This window comes from Geobacter grbiciae (genome assembly GCF_018531165.1).
Classification (GTDB): Bacteria; Desulfobacterota; Desulfuromonadia; order Geobacterales; family Geobacteraceae; genus Geobacter; species Geobacter metallireducens.
Window position 1 is genome coordinate 165,080 of the sequence record NZ_JAHDIW010000007.1, and the last position, 17,005, is coordinate 182,084.

At 60.0% G+C, this 17,005-nt stretch carries 14 protein-coding genes; 8 read left to right on the forward strand and 6 right to left on the reverse strand.

Features of this window, described 5'->3' with window-relative positions; translation table 11 throughout:
• Positions 1-4 precede the first annotated feature (4 nt).
• The 4 genes from KJB29_RS10695 to KJB29_RS10710 all read right to left on the reverse strand — a co-directional run bounded on the left by KJB29_RS10695 (position 5) and on the right by KJB29_RS10710 (position 5,210).
• Entirely contained in the window at positions 5-1,207 is a 1,203-nt protein-coding gene (locus KJB29_RS10695; protein WP_215734566.1) for a methionine adenosyltransferase, read from the reverse strand.
• 133 nt (positions 1,208-1,340) lie between these two features.
• Positions 1,341-1,565 (reverse strand): hypothetical protein, encoded by a 225-nt coding sequence (locus KJB29_RS10700; protein ID WP_215734567.1) that lies wholly within the window; start codon positions 1,563-1,565, stop codon positions 1,341-1,343.
• A 352-nt stretch (positions 1,566-1,917) separates the two neighbouring features.
• Complete coding sequence (locus tag KJB29_RS10705; RefSeq protein WP_215734568.1) at positions 1,918-2,745, reverse strand: hypothetical protein; 828 nt, start codon at positions 2,743-2,745, stop codon at positions 1,918-1,920.
• A 26-nt stretch (positions 2,746-2,771) separates the two neighbouring features.
• Positions 2,772-5,210 carry an Rne/Rng family ribonuclease gene (locus KJB29_RS10710; protein WP_215734569.1) on the reverse strand — a complete coding sequence of 813 codons (2,439 nt, stop codon included), beginning with the start codon at positions 5,208-5,210 and terminating at the stop codon, positions 2,772-2,774.
• A gap of 290 nt (positions 5,211-5,500) precedes the next feature.
• Between KJB29_RS10710 and KJB29_RS10715 the strand changes: the two genes are divergently transcribed.
• The 5 genes from KJB29_RS10715 (at position 5,501) to KJB29_RS10735 (ending at position 12,517) form a co-directional block, all read left to right on the forward strand.
• Positions 5,501-7,426 (forward strand): ABC-F family ATP-binding cassette domain-containing protein, encoded by a 1,926-nt coding sequence (locus KJB29_RS10715; protein ID WP_215734570.1) that lies wholly within the window; start codon positions 5,501-5,503, stop codon positions 7,424-7,426.
• Positions 7,427-7,562: 136 nt separating this feature from the next.
• Positions 7,563-9,887 carry an endopeptidase La gene (lon, locus tag KJB29_RS10720; RefSeq protein WP_215734571.1) on the forward strand — a complete coding sequence of 775 codons (2,325 nt, stop codon included), beginning with the start codon at positions 7,563-7,565 and terminating at the stop codon, positions 9,885-9,887.
• The gene (locus tag KJB29_RS10725) at positions 9,884-10,645 is read left to right on the forward strand and encodes an MlaE family ABC transporter permease (RefSeq protein WP_215734572.1); all 762 of its coding nucleotides are present in this window, start codon (positions 9,884-9,886) and stop codon (positions 10,643-10,645) included. The genes lon and KJB29_RS10725 overlap by 4 nt, the downstream gene beginning before the upstream one ends.
• A 28-nt stretch (positions 10,646-10,673) precedes the next feature.
• Complete coding sequence (locus tag KJB29_RS10730; protein ID WP_215734573.1) at positions 10,674-11,438, forward strand: ABC transporter ATP-binding protein; 765 nt, start codon at positions 10,674-10,676, stop codon at positions 11,436-11,438.
• Positions 11,435-12,517 carry an MlaD family protein gene (locus tag KJB29_RS10735; RefSeq protein WP_215734574.1) on the forward strand — a complete coding sequence of 361 codons (1,083 nt, stop codon included), beginning with the start codon at positions 11,435-11,437 and terminating at the stop codon, positions 12,515-12,517. The genes KJB29_RS10730 and KJB29_RS10735 overlap by 4 nt, the downstream gene beginning before the upstream one ends.
• 209 nt (positions 12,518-12,726) lie before the next feature.
• Here KJB29_RS10735 and KJB29_RS10740 read toward each other — a convergent pair whose 3' ends face one another.
• Positions 12,727-13,023: an addiction module antidote protein gene (locus KJB29_RS10740; protein ID WP_215734575.1), complete on the reverse strand. Its 297-nt coding sequence runs from the start codon at positions 13,021-13,023 to the stop codon at positions 12,727-12,729.
• A 9-nt stretch (positions 13,024-13,032) separates the two neighbouring features.
• Positions 13,033-13,323 carry a type II toxin-antitoxin system RelE/ParE family toxin gene (locus KJB29_RS10745; protein WP_215734576.1) on the reverse strand — a complete coding sequence of 97 codons (291 nt, stop codon included), beginning with the start codon at positions 13,321-13,323 and terminating at the stop codon, positions 13,033-13,035.
• Positions 13,324-13,452: 129 nt separating this feature from the next.
• Between KJB29_RS10745 and KJB29_RS10750 the strand changes: the two genes are divergently transcribed.
• The 3 genes from KJB29_RS10750 (at position 13,453) to ltrA (ending at position 16,766) form a co-directional block, all read left to right on the forward strand.
• Positions 13,453-14,118, forward strand: coding sequence for an REP-associated tyrosine transposase (locus KJB29_RS10750; RefSeq protein WP_215734577.1), 666 nt, complete (start codon positions 13,453-13,455; stop codon positions 14,116-14,118).
• Between the two features lie 38 nt (positions 14,119-14,156).
• The gene (locus KJB29_RS10755) at positions 14,157-14,789 is read left to right on the forward strand and encodes a hypothetical protein (protein ID WP_215734578.1); all 633 of its coding nucleotides are present in this window, start codon (positions 14,157-14,159) and stop codon (positions 14,787-14,789) included.
• A 642-nt stretch (positions 14,790-15,431) separates the two neighbouring features.
• Positions 15,432-16,766 (forward strand): group II intron reverse transcriptase/maturase, encoded by a 1,335-nt coding sequence (gene ltrA / locus KJB29_RS10760; protein WP_215734579.1) that lies wholly within the window; start codon positions 15,432-15,434, stop codon positions 16,764-16,766.
• The last annotated feature ends 239 nt before the right edge of the window (positions 16,767-17,005 follow it).

Consider the following 17,005-nt stretch of genomic DNA (forward strand, 5'->3'; position numbering starts at 1 on the left):
CCCTTCAGCAGACCGGATAGCGGCCAGCCGCCAGTTCCATGCAGAATCCGTTGATACCAGCCAGCCTCTGGCCGATGATCTCCTCGGCCTTTGCCGAAACATCGCCGAGCCGAATTCCCTTTTCCAGCAGCAGCTGAGCCGCCGCCATCCGGGGGCGGTCGATGGGGGTGCCGATCCGGCTCAACAAGAGAACGTGGGCCTCTCTGACCCCCTCCAGTTCCTCGCAGATCTCCTGGGCGAGCCGGTGGGCAAGGATGTTGTAGATTTTTCCCACATGGCTCACCGGGTTCTTGCCGGCGGCGGCCTCGGTGCCGAGGGGACGTCCCAGGGCAATGATCCCGTTGACCCGGTTGCCGCGCCCCACCTGGCCCGAATCGGCGTCTTCCGCCGAGGTGCCCAGGAGACTCAGGTAGACGCCTCCAAGTCCCCGTCCCGGTTCGTCAAGGGCGTTGAGGCGAACCCCTTTTCGGTCGAAACCGGGGAGTCCCGTGAGAAACTCACCAATCTCCCTCTCAACCACGCCCTTTCTGGCGAAGTATTCCCCTTCTGATTCGATGAAACGCGCCAGGAACGGCATTGCCACGGTCAGCTCGAGATCGTTCCCCGAGCGTAGGCCCATAACCTTGATGTCCTCGCCGGTTTCGGGAAAGTGCTCCTTGAACTCCCGGGAATTCAGGTGCTGCTCCAGGGCGAGGACCGCCAGTTCCGTCGGCGAGAGGGGCCAGTAGCCCACGGCTGCCGAGGTGTCGTTGGCTGCCATGACTTCCCCCGGCCGGGCGAAGATGTCGGTGAGTTCTTCAGATCCCGGCGCCAGCACCACACGGAAATTTACGTGCAGCTCCGGGTCCACGAAACGGAGGTTCTTTCTGAACCACTCACGGGCGGCGCCCAGGGCGATCTCCGTCACCGGAATCTGCCGATCTCCCACGGAAAACGTGGCCCGGTCACCGATGATGAGCTCCATGGGACGGGTCACCCTGCCGCCGCCGAAGCGCTTTTCCACGCTTCCCGCCGCAAGGAGGCTCTTGTCGATGTTGTGGTGGAGAATGCGGCCGAACTGCCGGATATACTCCTGGGACAGGGCCACGGAGACGGCGTCCATGGCCGCGTCGCAGATGAAGTCGGGATGGCCTTTACCCTTCCGCTCCACGATTTCCACCTGCTGCTCCTGAACAGAGTTCCCCTTGAAGGCTTCGATGGTTATCATGGATTACACTGTATCATATCGGCGCGCAATTTCATGGAGGCGGGCACTGGAAACAAGAAAGCCGTCCCCGCTGTCCGGGGACGGCTCTTGAAGCCGTGAATGGAAAAGCATCCGTCAGGTTTCTTGCCTCAATCTATTCCACTCCTTCGGCCGAAGGCCTTGTGTCGGGGCGGGGGAAGGAGTAGATGCTTCTGACCATCGAAACAAACAACAGCACTCCGGGCACCAGTTGGCAGGCGAAGGCAATGGTTCCCAGGCTGATGAAAAAGACCAGCAGGAACTCGTCGATACCGAAGCAATTCAATATGAACGGGGAGGATATATCCTGAAGGAGGGGGAAGCTGATTTCCACGAACATAATGGTGGTCCTCTTTTGTTGTGAATCTGTAACCATTGCTGGACACCTGCTAGTATTGCACCGTACATACCAATCCAGAGAGGGTGAGGGGTGTTTTGTGTAACTGCCCGATACTATTGGACAAATCCTGCTCTTAATGGGATGGTTGGAAGAGTTGCAGACGCATGGCGTATGATTTTTTGATACACACACGCGGAGCGAATGGGACGGCAGTCTGAAGGTGGAGTGTTATAACGTGTTGCTATTGCAAAAGATTGGTCGATGCGCCAGAGGGTGTATGCGGGAGATATACAGATATGCGGTAAAAAACGGGGCTTCGTGCGAAGCCCCGTTCAGTCGAAGAGGGAGTGATTTAATGGAATGAATATGCGAAGGAAATACCCACAATGTCCGAGTTGGACTGGGGCTGATGTATCTGGTATATGCCTCGCTGTTCAACGGGAGAGCGCCTGAAGCGGAATCCCTCGTAAAAGAGGGCAGGGCGAAACGCCTTGTGGCGGATCCCCAGTTCGGCGAACGCCGACCAGTCGGAACGGGGTTCGAGGGTGACATCGCCGGCGGAGGTGTCCTCGGCCCTGTTGCGGGTGTAGAGGGGATACTTGGCGCCCGCCTCCAGGAAGAGGGCGGTCTCGTTGCCGAAAGGGAGTTCGCCCTTGAGCCCGTAGCGGGTGTAGATGGTATCCCAGTATTCGGTGGCACTTCCCACCGCAAAGCGTCTGCCTGTTTCGGTGGTGGCGGTGGAGCTGGCAATGTCCCTGAGCCACGTCCGGTAGCCGATCCCGAAGAAGGGCTCCAGCGATCCGCCACTGAAGGCGAATCGCCACCCCAGATCTCCTTCGATCTTGCCGCCGAAATAGCGGGTGTCGGAGTCGGCGGGCCGGTTATTTTCGGCAGGGTCGCTGGAGGCCTGCGTCTGCCCTGCGTAGTCGACCACCGTCCCGAACAGTTCGGCCTTGCCGTGCAGGATGAGGGATCTTTGGAGAAGGTCGACCCTTGCGGCGGCGCCGGCGCCGAAGATGGGACCGCTCTCCCTTACCACCCGGCTGCCGGCGTTAGTATATTCCTGCCAGGAGAAGTATCCGCCGTAGCCGTAGGCGCTGATCTCCTCAAGACCCCCTGCGAGGCAGGGGGAGGCCATCAGAAGAGCGGCAAGCGCCGTTATCGCGATGTGGTTGATCATGATCGTTCCTCCTCACCGTCCGTGTGTCATGGAGTATCATTCTCAGGCGGAGCTTCAGGGGTTTCCTTTTTCTTGCGCGGTGCCCGCTTGCGTTTCGGTGCCTCGGCTTCCGGCGTCGGCTCCGGCGCGTGCGCCTCAGGGGCGATGGCTTCCTCCGCCGCGACGGCTTTCTTGCGGGGTGCCCGTTTGCGCACAGGCTTTGCCGGTGCCGCTTCAGTAGGTGCCGGTTCGGCGGATACCGCCTCGACGGTCTGTGGCTCCGCGGGTTCTGAAGCCGCAACGGCAGCCCTTTTGGTACGCGGTGCACGGGTCTTCTTCGGCTTCGGCTCTTCCGGTGCAGGTTCGACAGCCGATGCAGGCTCGACAGCCGATGCAGGCGCAGGCTCCGGCGCCACTGGGGCTGTTTCTTGCGGGGTGGCTGACTCTTCGGCGGCCGGTCCCTCCTCCTCTCGCTTGCCGCTGCGGCGTTTGCGGCGGCGGCGCTTCTTTTTCGCCTCCTCTGCAGCCGGTTCTGCTGGTTCTTCTGCTTCCGCTGCGGATTCCGCATCAATCGGCGCTGAGGGTTCGACGGCCGGCTCGGGAGTCACAATCTCAGCGGCGACTTCAGCGGCCGGAACCTCGCCGGCTTCGCCGGCGCGCGGCTTCTTCCCGCGGCGCCGTCTCCTGCGCCGCTTTTTCTTGGCTTCTTCACCCGGCGCAGCCTCGACCCCCTCTTCGATCTCCTCCGGTTCCTCACCGGTTTCAGGCTCCCCGACGACTTCTTCCTCCTGCAAAGGCTCTTCGGTAAGGGAGACGGCCGGAGTTTCCTCTCCCTTTCCTTTCTTGCGGCTGCGGCGACGCTTGCGCTTTTTCCCTTCTCCGCCTTCCTGGAGAGCCGTCTCCTCGGGTTCCACGGCCTCGGCGGCTTCCATGACGGTTTCCGGCTTCTTTTCCGGCGCCTCCGCCGCTTCGGCCGGATGCTCGATGTGAGCCGGCTTTTCCCGCTTGACCGTCTCCAGTTCCAGCTCGTTCATGAGGAACGAAGTCCGCCCCTTGACCGTCACCACGATGTCGTAGTCGTCCTCGATCCGGGCCAGTTCCCGCTTCTTGCGGTTCAGGAGGTAGTAGGCCACCTCCAGGGGGAGGCCGCCATGGACCTCGGCCACGGTTCCCTTGGCTGCGGCGGCGTGGACCTTGCGGAGGAAGGAGAGGGCCATGCTCTCAACGCTCTTCACCTTGCCCCGGCCGCTGCAGTGGGGGCATTCGAGGGTGCTTCCCTGCTCCAGGGTCTGCTTGATCCGCTGGCGGGACATCTCCAGCATGCCGAACTGAGAGATGCGCCCCACCTCGACCCGGGCCTTGTCCTCCTTGAGGGCGGCCTTGAGAGTCTTCTCCACGGTGGCGTTGTGCTTGCGGTCCCGCATGTCGATAAAGTCGAGGACGATGAGCCCCCCCAGGTCGCGGAGCCGCAGTTGCCGGGCCGCTTCTTCCGCCGCCTCCAGGTTGGTCTTGTAGGCGGTGTCTTCCACCCCCTTCTCGCCGGTGGTCTTGCCGGAGTTGACATCGATGGAGACCAGGGCTTCGGTGGGCTCGATGATGAGGTACCCGCCCGATTTGAGGGGGACTTTCTTTTCGTAGATGAGATCGATCTGTTCCTCGATCTGGTAGCGGGAGAAGATGGGGCGCTTCTCCGTGTGGAGCTTCACCAGCTTCTCGTACTTGGGCATGGTCTGCTTGAAGAAGTCCCGGGCTTCCTTGTAGACTTCCTTGCTGTCCACGAGCACTTCGTCGATCTCGGCGGTGAAGTAGTCGCGGATGGTCCGGATGACGACATTCATCTCCTGGTGGATGAGGGCCGGAGCCTTGGCGGCGGTGGCCTTTTCCAGGATCGAATTGTGGAGGCTGATGAGGTTCTGGAGGTCCTTGTTCAGCTCGGTCTTGGTCTTGCCGAGGGCCTCGGTCCGGACGATATAGCCGATCCCCTCGGGGATCTCCATCTGGCTGAGCTTCTCCTTCAGCTTCTTGCGGTCGGCATCGCTCTCCACCTTGCGGGAGATGCCGGCGGAGTCGCTTCCCGGCATAAGGACCATGTAGCGCCCCGGGAACGACATGTAGGTGGTGAGGGCCGCCCCCTTCATGTCCCGTTCGCCCTTTTCCACCTGGACGATGAGTTCCTGGCCCCGGCGGATCACCTCCTGGATGCGGGGGCGACGGTTGCGGTTCTCGGGGGGGACGTCGTCACGCCACTGCCAGAAGGAGGGGTGGATCTCCCCCATCTGGAGGAAGCCGAGCCTTTTAGCGCCGATATCGACGAAGGCCGCCTGGAGCCCCGGCTCCACCCGGACCACCACCCCCTTGTAGACGTTGCCGCGGGTCTGTTCGCTCCCCGCGATCTCGATGTCCAGATTGTCCAGCTTGCCGTCTTCGACGATGGCAACGCGGGCCTCCTCCGGATGCATCACGTTGATGAGCATCTTTTTTGCCATAGGTTCCTGTCCTTTTGGGCGGCGGGGCGCACCCCGCGCCGCTGAAATGTCGGCCGCCCCAGGCACGGAGCCGGGCAGCCCGATTGATGTGTATTCAAAGGCCCGCTACGGAGTCGAAGGGCCTTGAAGTCGCGTAAAAATCGATAAACTATACCAGAGTTTTTTGCTGTTAATAAGAAAAAACTGGCATTTGCGGTCATTGAGGGACGCGGAATGTTAGTGAGAACATTGACAAGGCCGATTTGCCCCCCCTACAATGGCGCCATCACTCCAACACGGAACGGAACTCCATGCTCCATCTCAAGAACCTCTCCAAGGACTTCGCGGGAAGGCCCCTCTTCACCGGCATCAACTGGCACCTGAAAAAGGGTGAGCGGGTAGGCCTCGTGGGGGAAAACGGCGCCGGCAAGTCGACCCTCATGAAAATCGTCGCCGGGCTCGTGGAGCATTCGGCCGGCGAGATGATCTTCGCCAAGGGTGCCACCGTCGGCTACCTCCCCCAGGACGGTATCGTCACCCGGGGCAAGGGGCTCCTGGCCGAGGTGATGACAGCCCTGGACGACCTCCAGCGGATGGAACGGGAACTGGCCGACCTTACCCGGCGCCTTGAGGAGATTCCCCACGATGACCCGGAGCACGATGCGCTTCTTGATCGTTACGGGCACCTCCAGGAGGAGTTTCGGCTGAGGGGCGGCTACGCCATGGAAGCGGAGGCATGCCGGGTGCTGGACGGTCTCGGTTTTCTCACCACCGACCGGGGGCGCGACTGCGGCGAGTTTTCCGGCGGGTGGCAGATGCGGATCGCCCTGGCGAAGCTGCTGCTGAAAAAGCCCAACGTGCTGCTCCTGGATGAGCCCACCAACCACCTGGACATCGAGGCCCGCAACTGGCTGGAGGGGTACCTGTGCGAGTATCCCCATTCAGTCATCCTCGTTTCCCACGACCGGTTCTTCATGGACCAGGTCTGCCACCGGATTACGGAGGTCTGGAACAGCGTCCTCACCGACTACCACTGCTCCTACAGCCGCTACCTCGTCCAGCGGGAGGAGCGGGTGACGGCCCTGCGGGAGGCGAAGCGGCGCCAGGATGAAGAGGTTCAGAAGATTGAGGACTTCATCACCCGGTTTCGCTACAAGGCCGACAAGGCGTCCCTGGTCCAGTCCCGCATCAAGCAACTGGAGAAGATCGAGCGGATCGTCCTTCCCCCGGAGCGCAAGAAAATCCGCTTCCGGTTCCCCGATCCGCCCCCCAGCGGCCGGATCGCCATGGAGCTTGCCGGCGTGGTGAAGGCCTACGGTGCCAACGTGGTGCTGAACGGCATCGATCTCACCGTGGAGAAGGGGGAGCGGGTCGCCCTGGTGGGACATAACGGTGCCGGCAAGTCGACCCTCATGGGCATTATGGCGGGAAAGCCCTTCGAGGGGGGAGAGCGGACCGTGGGGCACAACGTGGCCCTCGACTACTTTGCCCAGGACCAGGCCCAGGTCCTCGACAGCGACAAGAGCGTCCACGACGAGCTCCTTGCCGACGCCCCCTTTGCCATGGTGCCGCAGCTGCGGGACATCCTCGGCGCCTTCCTCTTTTCCGGGGACGACATCCACAAGAAGGTGGCGGTCCTCTCGGGGGGTGAACGGAACCGCCTGGCCCTGGCCAAGATGCTCCTGCGCCCCTCGAACCTGCTCCTCATGGACGAGCCCACCAACCACCTGGACCTCTTCAGCAAGGACGTGCTCCTGGACGCCCTCAAGACCTTCCCCGGCACCGTGGTCTTCGTCTCCCACGACCGCTACTTCATCGACGGCCTCGCCACCCGCGTGGTGGAGGTGGCAGGGGGGCAGCTCACCAACTACCACGGCGACTACGAGTACTATCTCCAGAAGAAGGCCGCGGTTGATGGTCAGATTTCCCCGGTCCCCGGCCCCCGATCCCCGGCCCCGGATTCCAGCCCGGAATCAAAGGAAGGGCGGCTGCGCCAGCGGGAGGAGGAGAAGTCCCGGCAGCGGGACGAGAAGCGGCGCCAGAAACGTCTGGAGGAGCTGGAGGCGGCCATCGCTGCGGAGGAGGAGCGTCTGGCCGAGTTGGAGGCGCGGATGGCCGACCCCGCCTTCTTCCAGGACCTGGAAGCGGCCCGGCAGGGTGGGGAAGAGCACGCCGCCTTGACAGCACGGATTGCCGGATTGTATGAGGAGTGGGAAACCGTCGGCGCCGAAGGGTAAGGCCGGTTTCAGGCGCTTTCCCGCGTCTGGGTTCATTTCCCGCGTCGTTCCTTGACAGGAGCGGCCTCAGCGGCTAGTCTGGTTACTATATCCTGGCGCCACTCCAAGCCCTGTTCGACCCGAGGACCCTATCCCCATGTCCGAAACCGTGTCGATATCGATACCACCCATCGTGCCACTCTATCCGGTCCGGGAGATTGTGGCCTTTCCGTACATGATTTTCCCCCTGTTCCTGAGGGACGAGGACCTCGCCCCTTTCGAGGAGATGCTGGGGGACGATCAGCTCGTGGCCCTTGTCCGCCCACGGGATGAGACTGCTCCCGGCAGGATTCCCCCCCTCTTTGATATCGGCACCCTCTGCAAAGTCAATCAAATCCAACGTCTCTCCGAAGGGGGGGCGAAGGTGGTCCTTGAGGGGGTTGCCCGGGTCCGGGTGACGGAGGTGGTGGAGTTCAACCATCACCTTCAGGCCCACTGCGAGCCGCTCCACGAGTTCGTGGAGCGCTCCATGGTCTCCGAGGCCCTGGTCCAGAGCCTCAATGCCCTCCTCAAGATCGCCCTTTCCTATGGCCGTCCCCTTCCCGAGGATGTCATGAAGATGATCGATCTCATCGACAACCCGGCACGGCTGGCGGATCTGGTGGCCCTCTACGTGAATCTTCCCCTGGACGACCAGCAGCAGCTCCTGGAGACCATCGACCCCCTGGAGCGGCTCAAGAAGGTCTACATGCACCTGACGAGCGAGGTGCAGCGGCTCCAGGTGAAGGGGGAGGTCCAGGCCGAGGTGACCAAGAGGGTCGGCAAGAGCCAGAAGGAATACCTGCTGCGGGAGCAGATGAAGCAGATCCAGGAGGAACTGGGGGAGGAGGACACCCGGGCCGCCGAGATGACCGACCTCCGGAAGAAGATCGAGGCGGCCGGCATGCCCTCGGAGGTACGCAAGGTCGCCGACAAGGAACTGAAGCGGGTCGAGCGGATCAATCCCGCTTCCCCCGAGTACACGGTCGCCCGCACTTACCTGGACTATCTGGCCGGCATGCCTTGGAAGAACGCCACCAGGGACAATAACGACATCAACAAGGCCGAGACGGTGCTGGACGAGGACCACTATGACCTGAAAAAGGTGAAGGAACGGATCCTCGAATACCTGGCGGTCCGCACGCTTCGTGAGCGGATGAAGGGGCCGATCCTCTGCTTCGTGGGGCCGCCGGGGGTCGGGAAGACGAGCCTCGGCAAGTCCATTGCCCGGGCCTTGGGGCGGAAATTCATCCGGATGTCCCTGGGGGGGATGCGGGACGAGGCGGAGATTCGCGGCCACCGCCGCACCTACATCGGCGCCTTGCCGGGCCGGATCATCCAGGAGCTCTACCGCTGCGGCACCAACAACCCGGTCTTCATGCTGGACGAGGTGGACAAGATCGGCCTCGACTTTCGGGGGGACCCGGCCAGCGCCCTCCTGGAGGTGCTGGACCCGGAACAGAACAACACCTTTACCGACCACTACCTGGACGTCCCCTTCGACCTCTCCAACGTCATGTTCATCACCACGGCGAACCAGCTTGACCCGGTCCCCGCGGCCCTCAAGGACCGGATGGAGGTGATCCGGCTCTCGGGCTACACCGACGAGGAGAAGGAGAAGATCGCTGTCCGCTACCTGGTCCCCCGGGAGGTCGAGGAGAACGGCCTGGCGAAAAATCCGCCGGCCTTTGCCGACGAGGCGCTCTTCAAGATCATCCGGGACTACACCCGGGAGGCTGGGGTGCGGAACCTCCAGCGGAACATCGCCTCGGTTTGCCGCAAGGTGGCCAAGGAGATGACCCAGGGGAAGCCGCCGCGGGAGACCATCACCCCGGCGGTGGTGGAGGAGTTCCTGGGGCCCCGGACCTTCTTCAACGAGGTGGCCTCGGAGAAGGACCGGGTAGGGGTCGTTACGGGGCTTGCCTGGACCGAGACCGGCGGCGACATCATCTTCGTGGAGGCGACCCGGATGAAGGGGAAGGGGGAGCTGATCCTCACCGGTTCCCTGGGGGACGTCATGAAGGAGTCGGCCCGGGCGGCTCTCTCCTTCGTGCGGGCCAACGGCGCCGAGTGGGGGGTGGAGGAAACCGCCTTCGCCGACACCGATATCCACATCCACGTGCCGGCCGGCGCGATCCCCAAGGACGGGCCGTCGGCGGGAATTACCATGGTGATTGCCATCGTATCGCTTTTGTCGGGGCGGCCGGCCCGGCGCGACGTGGCCATGACCGGCGAGATCAGCCTCACGGGGCGGGTCCTGGCCATCGGCGGGCTCAAGGAGAAGGTGCTGGCGGCCCGCCGCGCCGGGGTGAAGACCGTGGTGGCCCCCGGCCGCAACCGGGAGAACCTGGAGGATATCCCTGACGATGTGAAAGGGGAGATCGCCTTCGTCTTTGTGGATGACGTGCGCGAGGCGGTTCAGGTGGTGCTGCAACCGGTATGAACCCAGAGCGCACGGTCAAATGGTTTCTCCGGGAATTGCAGGCGTTCTTCGTCCTTTCGGCCAGGGCCGTCGTACGGATTTTCCGCAGGCCCTGGTACTACCGGGAGTTCGTCACCCAGCTGGACAAGATGGGGGTCGGCTCCCTTTTCATCGTCTGCCTCACGGGGCTCTTCACCGGCATGGTAATGGCGCTCCAGGCCCTCATCCAACTGAAGCCCTTTGCCGCAACCAGCTACGTGGGGGGAATGGTGGCGGTCACCATGGTGAAGGAGCTGGGGCCGGTCCTCTCGTCCCTCATGGTGGCGGGTCGGGTCGGCTCGTCCATTACTGCCGAGCTGGGCACCATGGTCGTCACCGAGCAGGTGGACGCCATGCGGGTGGAGGGGACCGATGTCATCACGCGGCTCGTCACCTCGCGGCTCAAGGCAATGCTCGTCGCCATGCCGCTTCTGGCAGTGATAACCGACGCCCTGGCGCTCCTGGGGGGGTACATCATTGCCGCCGGCTACGATATCAATATTCTCATGTACTGGGAATCGCTCCCCCAGTTCATGGTCTTCCAGGACCTCATCGAAGGGGTGGCGAAACCCTTTGTGTTCGGCTTCCTCATCGCCATGGTCGGTTGCTATGCGGGGCTCACCACCAGCGGCGGGGCCGAGGGGGTGGGGGCCGCGGCCAAGCGGGCGGTGGTCGTCTCGTCCATCATGGTGCTGGTGTGCGATTTCTTCATGACGAAAATCTTTATCGTGTTCAGGTGAAAGCGTGACTGGTGAGAGAGGCATACGGATGGACCAGGTTTCCTACGCGGTGGGGGGACGCACGATCCTCGACCGGTTCGACCTCCTCCTGGAACCGGGGGTGAACCGGACCATCCTCGGCATGAGCGGGGCCGGGAAGACCACCATCCTGAGGCTCATGCTGGGGCTATTGAAGCCCGATGGTGGAACCATCTCCATCGACGGCGTCTCCATCTGCGGGATGCGGGAGCGGGAGCTGATTCAGGTCAGGAAGAATATCGCCATCGTCTTCCAGGGGGGGGCCCTCTTCGACTCCATGACCGTTGGGGAGAACGTGGGATACCGCCTCTTCGAGGAAGGGCGGCTTTCCGAGAAGGAGATCGAGCGGATCGTGCTGGAGAAGCTCTCCTTCGTGGGGCTTGAGCAGACCATCGATCTCTATCCCGCCGAGCTTTCGGGGGGGATGAAAAAACGGGTCGCCATCGCCCGTGCCCTGGCGGCGGACCCCGATTACATCTTTTTCGACGAGCCCACCACCGGCCTCGACCCCATCGGGGTCTTCAACATCCAGCACCTGATGCTCCGGCTCCAGGGGGAGGGGAAGACCACCCTCATGGTGACCCACGATCTGGAAACCGCTTTTGCCGTCTCACGGCGCTTCTCCTTCCTCCACCATGCGCGGCTCGCCTTCGAGGGGACGGAAGAGGAGATGAGGCGGTGCGAGCTGCCGGAGATTCGCGAGTTCCTGGCTCCCACGGACCGTTCCCTGTTCAGGTACACCACTAACAATCACACGGAAATCACAACGACATGAAACGAAGCGACAACGTATCGTGGTCCCAGCTCAAGGGGGGAATCTTCATCCTCGTGGCCCTGGCTTTCTTCGCCGGCGGCGTCCTTTTCATGGGGGACAAGACCAAGTTCTTCGTTCCCAAGGGAAGGCTCTCGGTCATCATGACCGATGTGGCGGGGCTCAAGGTGGGGGCGCCGGTCTGGCTCGCCGGGGTTGACGTGGGGATTGTGACCCGCATTGATTTCGAGCGCCCCGAGGCCACCAACGAGGTGGAGATCGTCCTGGAGGTGGACCGGGATGCCCTTAAAAAAATCGGCGCCGATTCGGTGGTCACTGTCAAGACTCGTGGCCTCATGGGGGAAAAGTACGTGGACATCACGCCGACCCGGGAAATCGTGGCGAAGCCGGTGGCGAGGCTTCAGGGCACCCCTATGCCGAAGCTGGACGACGTGGTGCAGAAGGCGGCCAGGGCCTTTGACCGGGTGGACGCCATCGTGGCCAAGACCGAGCGGGGCGAGGGGACCCTGGGGCGCTTCGCCAACGACCCGAAGCTTTATGACAGCCTGGTGCGCCTCACCACCGAGCTGAACACCGTTGCCGCCTCCGTCAACCGGGGCGAGGGAACCCTCGGCATGCTCAACAAGAGCCGGGAGCCCTACGAGAAGCTCATGAGCATCCTCAACCGGGCCGACAACACCCTCACCGACATCCAGTCGTCGGAGGGGACCATGAGCAAGCTCCTTCACGACCGGGAGCTCTACGACAAGCTCGTGGCCGTGGCCAGCAAAGCCGGCACCGCTGCCGACGAGGTCCGGGAGCTGAACCGCAGGCTCCTCTCCAAGGATGGCACCCTGGGCAAGCTCGTGGCCGACCGGGAGTTCTACGACCGGGGGCTCACCCTTATCAACCGGGCCGACACCTCCCTCAAGTCCCTGGAAGAGATTACCGCCCGGCTCCAGCGGGGAGAGGGGACCGCCGGCAAGCTCCTGTCAGACCGGGAGCTCTACGACCGGCTCAATCGGACTGTCGACGATCTGGATCTCCTGGTGAAGGACATCAAGGAGAATCCCAAGCGGTATGTGAAGTTTTCGGTGTTTTGAGGAATGCCTGCTCCGCGCGGTGTGTGCGGTGGCAGTGAACAAGGGTTGATGCCCAGCAGCATGGGCGTAAGGGGACGTAGTTGATTTGTTGAGTAACGAGAGCTTTAGAAGGAGAAGTCAACAGGTCAACTACGTTTCATTTTGGTCTCCCGAGGTGTGTCACAAGTTGAGACCTGATCACAAAAGACTCTTCGCTCTACTACAAAAAACTAGTGAGCGGCCTCCGCGTGAAGTTTGAGTCCAAGTGCTGAAACTATTTTTAAAATAGTATCAAAACCAGGAACCCTCTCACCTGAAAGTGCTTTATAAAGACTTTCTCGAGAAAGGCCGGCATCGCGCGCCACTTGAGACATACCTTTAGCGCGTGCTATGTCGCCCAGAGCCTTTGCAATGAAAGCGGCATCGCCATTGGCTTCTTCAAAGGCGGCTTCTAAATAGGCCGCCATTTCTTCAGGGGTACGGAGATGTTCTGCAACATCATAACGACTGGTAGCTGTTTTGGTCATTGTAAACTCCTATAGGTTCTGAGCAAGCCGGACAGCGGCCTTGGTATCCCGAGACTGGCTGCTCTTGTCGCCACCGGCCAAGAGGATGATCAATTCGCTGCCGCGTTGGATAAAATAAACTCGATAACCTGGACCGTAGTTGATCCGCATTTCCGAAACACCTTCACCCACAGGCTTAACGTCGCCTGCGTTTCCAGAAGCAAGACGCTCAATCCTGACAAGGACACGAGCCTTCGCTTGGATATCACGTAAGTTATCGAGCCAGTTGGCAAAATGTTCGGTTTTGCGGATTTCAACCATAAACAAACTGTATCCTGTCGGCTACATTCTGTCAAATCGAAAGTCGAGCAGAACGCAGCCCAACCATCGTACATATGAAAAAGGGGACACATATGAAAAAGGGGACAGGCTACTTTTTGAGGTAGTGTGATGCCAAGAATCGCACGAGGACATGCTGGCGGAGAGATATACCACCTTATCAACCGTGGTAACGGTCGCCAGCAGGTGTTCCACAAAGATCAAGACTACCAGGCGTTTGTGAAGTTGCTCAGCGAGGCAGGTGAACGAATTCCAGTAACACTATTGGCGTATTGCTTGATGCCAAATCACTTCCATCTATTGGCCCGGCCAAACTCAGGCGCAGAGCTTAGCAGATGGATGCAGTGGCTTATGACAAGCCATGTTCGCCGGTATCACCGACATTATGGAACCAGCGGTCATGTTTGGCAGGGGCGATACAAGAGCTTTATCGTTCAGGAAGATGGTCATCTGCTGACGGTAATTCGCTACATTGAAGGGAATCCGGTTAAGGCCAACATCGTTGCCAGTGCAGCGGACTGGAAGTGGAGTTCTCATCTTTCCCGATCCTTGGTGGGTCATTCGCTGGGCGAACTGCCGATTGAGTTGCCGAGCCAGTGGACGGAGTACGTGAACGCGCCTTTGTCCGGGGCAGAATTGGACAAACTGCAAAACAGCATAGATCGCCAAACGCCATACGGGGAAGAAGCGTGGCAGGTAATGGTATGTAGAGAACGTGGACTAGAGTCGACAATGCGCAAACAGGGGCGTCCCCGAAAGGGAATGGGCGAAAAGTAGCCTGTCCCCTTTTCTGTCCTCGGCAAGAAAAAGTGGAGTTGCTGGAGAAAATTTCAACGGCTGCAAGGGAAGGAAAGTCCGAAGTTGTCCTATCTGCAAGTGAAAAACTTCGAAAAGTCGAAATGTTAATAAATCGATGCGAACAACTCGAAGTCGAAATTGCAGATCTACAAAGAGACGGAGGACTTAAAATGAACACTGAAAAAATCGTTGAAACCGGAATGAAACCTCTGAGCACCACCAGTCCTCGTACTAGTTTTAAGACGGTCCGAGAGAACGGAAGGGAGATACGCGAGGCCTTTCTTAAAAGGCTCTTGCTGGTAGGCATTTCACTTCAGCTGGTGAAAGGTGAAACCATATTCAGAACCAAATCGGGCGAAAAAGTGGGAATAGCTGTGGCTACCGAACGTCAGCCGGATCGCTGGTTTCTCGGCCTCCCAGAAGGAGGATTTGACCATGCCGTTTTGCTATGCCAACGTGAAAGTGGTGATGTAATAGAGATTCGCCTCCCGAAGGGATTTTTTGCAAAATACGGAAGTGCACTGAGTGTGTCCAAGGGCCAAGTGAAATTCAATATCTCCCGTAACGGCAACGTGTATGCCGTAAAAGTGCCCGGTACAGATGGCGTAAATCCCACTAATTTTTCAAGTGACTATTCATTCTTGAAGTAGGCAGTCACTTAGGAAACTAAGTTTGTAGTGAGTAGAGCGTAACCAGGAGGCGGCACGCAGTCCGCGCGAAAAACCTCGCGCCGCTGGTGCGCCCCCGAGCAGAGTTCCATGGACATCATACCTAATTCAAGCGAGATAAGTATGGTGTCCGTACGCAGTAACAGTTGAATATCTAATGGGTTTAAGTCCCATTCGGGGAGTTGTCCGTTCACCCCGGTAGCTCAAGGGAGCGGCGTTCTGGTAACAGGGGGTCGTAAGTTCCCAATTGGCAAAACAGCAGGCCGTAACTCAAGTGAACCTGTACGTAGCCTCGTTATACTCAACCGAAGATGCCGACCCGGTGGACATTCGGGGAAGGCCGTTGCCACAGGCTTTGATAACGGAATCGGCTTGTGTGATCTTCCGGGGTAGCAGGGGCGGCATGTTGTGGAAGATACTCAACCCAGTGCTGGAGACCCGATGCGGTGATGGTGAGGAGCATCAACCGGCGCGTATAAGGAAACGAAATCGCGGCGGGCCGCAGCGGGAGTCGGAGGGGTTCATAGTACCGCTTGAGGGTATGGGACAACATAACCCTGCCCGAGGGAAGGGACCCTGCTTTGTTCACGCAACCAACGAGCGGAGGAGATGGGGATTGCAGACATGCTAAAAACCCCGGAAACAATCAGGACGCTCCAGAGGAAGCTCTACCGCAAGGCCAAGCAGGAACCGGCCTGCCGCTTCCACGCCTTGTACGACAAGGTGTACCGGGCCGACATCCTCAGTCATGCCTACCACCTTGTCCGTGCCAACAAAGGGAGCGCCGGCATAGACGGCGTCACCCTCGAGGCCATCGAGGAAAACGAAGGGGCAACCGCATTCATTGCGGAGCTGGAAGAAGCACTGAGAAACAAGACGTACAAACCCGATCCCGTCAAACGGGTCATGATACCCAAGAGCGACGGCAGTCAGCGCCCCCTGGGTATTCCGACCATCCGGGACCGTGTGGCTCAAATGGCCGTAAAACTGGTCATCGAGCCGATCTTCGAGGCGGACTTCTGCGAAACCTCATACGGATTCAGGCCGAAGAAATCGGCCCACGACGCAGTCGATGACGTAGCGTACGCCATGAACACCGGCTACACCGAAGTCATCGACGCCGATCTTTCCAAGTACTTCGACACCATTCCCCACGCCAACCTCATGGCGGTGGTCGCCGAGCGCATCTGTGACGGTGCGACCCTGCACCTGATTCAGATGTGGCTCAAGGCCCCGATCATGGAGGTGGACAAGGACGGAACGAAGCGGAACATCGGCGGCGGCAAGGGCAACCGCAAAGGAACACCGCAAGGCGGAGTCATCTCACCGCTGTTGTCCAACCTCTACCTGCACATTCTGGACAGGATATGGGAGCGGAACAACCTGCAACAACGGCTGGGAACCCGCATCGTCAGATACGCCGACGATATCGTCGTCCTGTGCCGGAGAAACAAATCCGACAAGGCCATGACGGTACTGCGGCAGATACTGGAGCGGCTGGAACTTACCCTGAACGAGACAAAGACGAAGATCGTCAATGCCTTCAACGGGAAGTTCGATTTCCTCGGATTCACCATCTGGATGGGTAAAGGCAGGAAAACGAGGAACTACTATCCCCATGTTCAGCCATCGAAGAAAGCCCTGCAAAAGATCAAAGACCGAGTGACCGAGCTCACGACGCGAAGGCGCACGATCATGCCGCTTGAGTGGATAGTGAATGAAGTCAACTCCACCGTGAGAGGCTGGGTAAACAACTTTCGCTATCGCAATTGCAGTAAAGCGTTGGGTCAGTTACGGAGCCACGTGGAAGAGCGACTGAAAACGCACCTTCGGAAACGGCACAAGGTCAGAAATCGAAGAGCAGGATACGCCAGGTTTCCCAGCAGGTTGTTATACGAGAGATACAACCTGTACAAAGTGCCGACATCAGCGGGTTGGACGAAGGCGCATGCCTTGTAGTGAAGAACATCGGAAAGCCGTGTGCGGGAAAACCGCATGCACGGTTTGATGAGGGACGGCAGGGTAACACCTGTTGTCTACTCTACCCGGAATTCCCCCGCGTTATGCATGAGGAATCTGAAATGACTCAAGCCGAGAAAGAACCGAAGCGGATAAAAAATTGAGTCTTTCGTTTTTTAGTTGAAGCGCCTTTGGTTGAGGAGTCCGCAGTGCTGGTGGACTTTCAGAAGGAAGTAGGC

Coding starts and splice junctions, on each gene's coding strand:
- KJB29_RS10750 (WP_215734577.1), top strand. CDS start 13,453: ATGCCAAGAATCGCACGAGGACATGCTGGCGGAGAGATATACCACCTT.
- KJB29_RS10715 (WP_215734570.1), top strand. CDS start 5,501: ATGCTCCATCTCAAGAACCTCTCCAAGGACTTCGCGGGAAGGCCCCTC.
- ltrA (WP_215734579.1), top strand. CDS start 15,432: ATGCTAAAAACCCCGGAAACAATCAGGACGCTCCAGAGGAAGCTCTAC.
- KJB29_RS10740 (WP_215734575.1), bottom strand. CDS start 13,023: ATGACCAAAACAGCTACCAGTCGTTATGATGTTGCAGAACATCTCCGT.
- KJB29_RS10730 (WP_215734573.1), top strand. CDS start 10,674: ATGGACCAGGTTTCCTACGCGGTGGGGGGACGCACGATCCTCGACCGG.
- lon (WP_215734571.1), top strand. CDS start 7,563: ATGTCCGAAACCGTGTCGATATCGATACCACCCATCGTGCCACTCTAT.
- KJB29_RS10700 (WP_215734567.1), bottom strand. CDS start 1,565: ATGTTCGTGGAAATCAGCTTCCCCCTCCTTCAGGATATATCCTCCCCG.
- KJB29_RS10745 (WP_215734576.1), bottom strand. CDS start 13,323: ATGGTTGAAATCCGCAAAACCGAACATTTTGCCAACTGGCTCGATAAC.
- KJB29_RS10735 (WP_215734574.1), top strand. CDS start 11,435: ATGAAACGAAGCGACAACGTATCGTGGTCCCAGCTCAAGGGGGGAATC.
- KJB29_RS10725 (WP_215734572.1), top strand. CDS start 9,884: ATGAACCCAGAGCGCACGGTCAAATGGTTTCTCCGGGAATTGCAGGCG.
- KJB29_RS10705 (WP_215734568.1), bottom strand. CDS start 2,745: ATGATCAACCACATCGCGATAACGGCGCTTGCCGCTCTTCTGATGGCC.
- KJB29_RS10710 (WP_215734569.1), bottom strand. CDS start 5,210: ATGGCAAAAAAGATGCTCATCAACGTGATGCATCCGGAGGAGGCCCGC.
- KJB29_RS10695 (WP_215734566.1), bottom strand. CDS start 1,207: ATGATAACCATCGAAGCCTTCAAGGGGAACTCTGTTCAGGAGCAGCAG.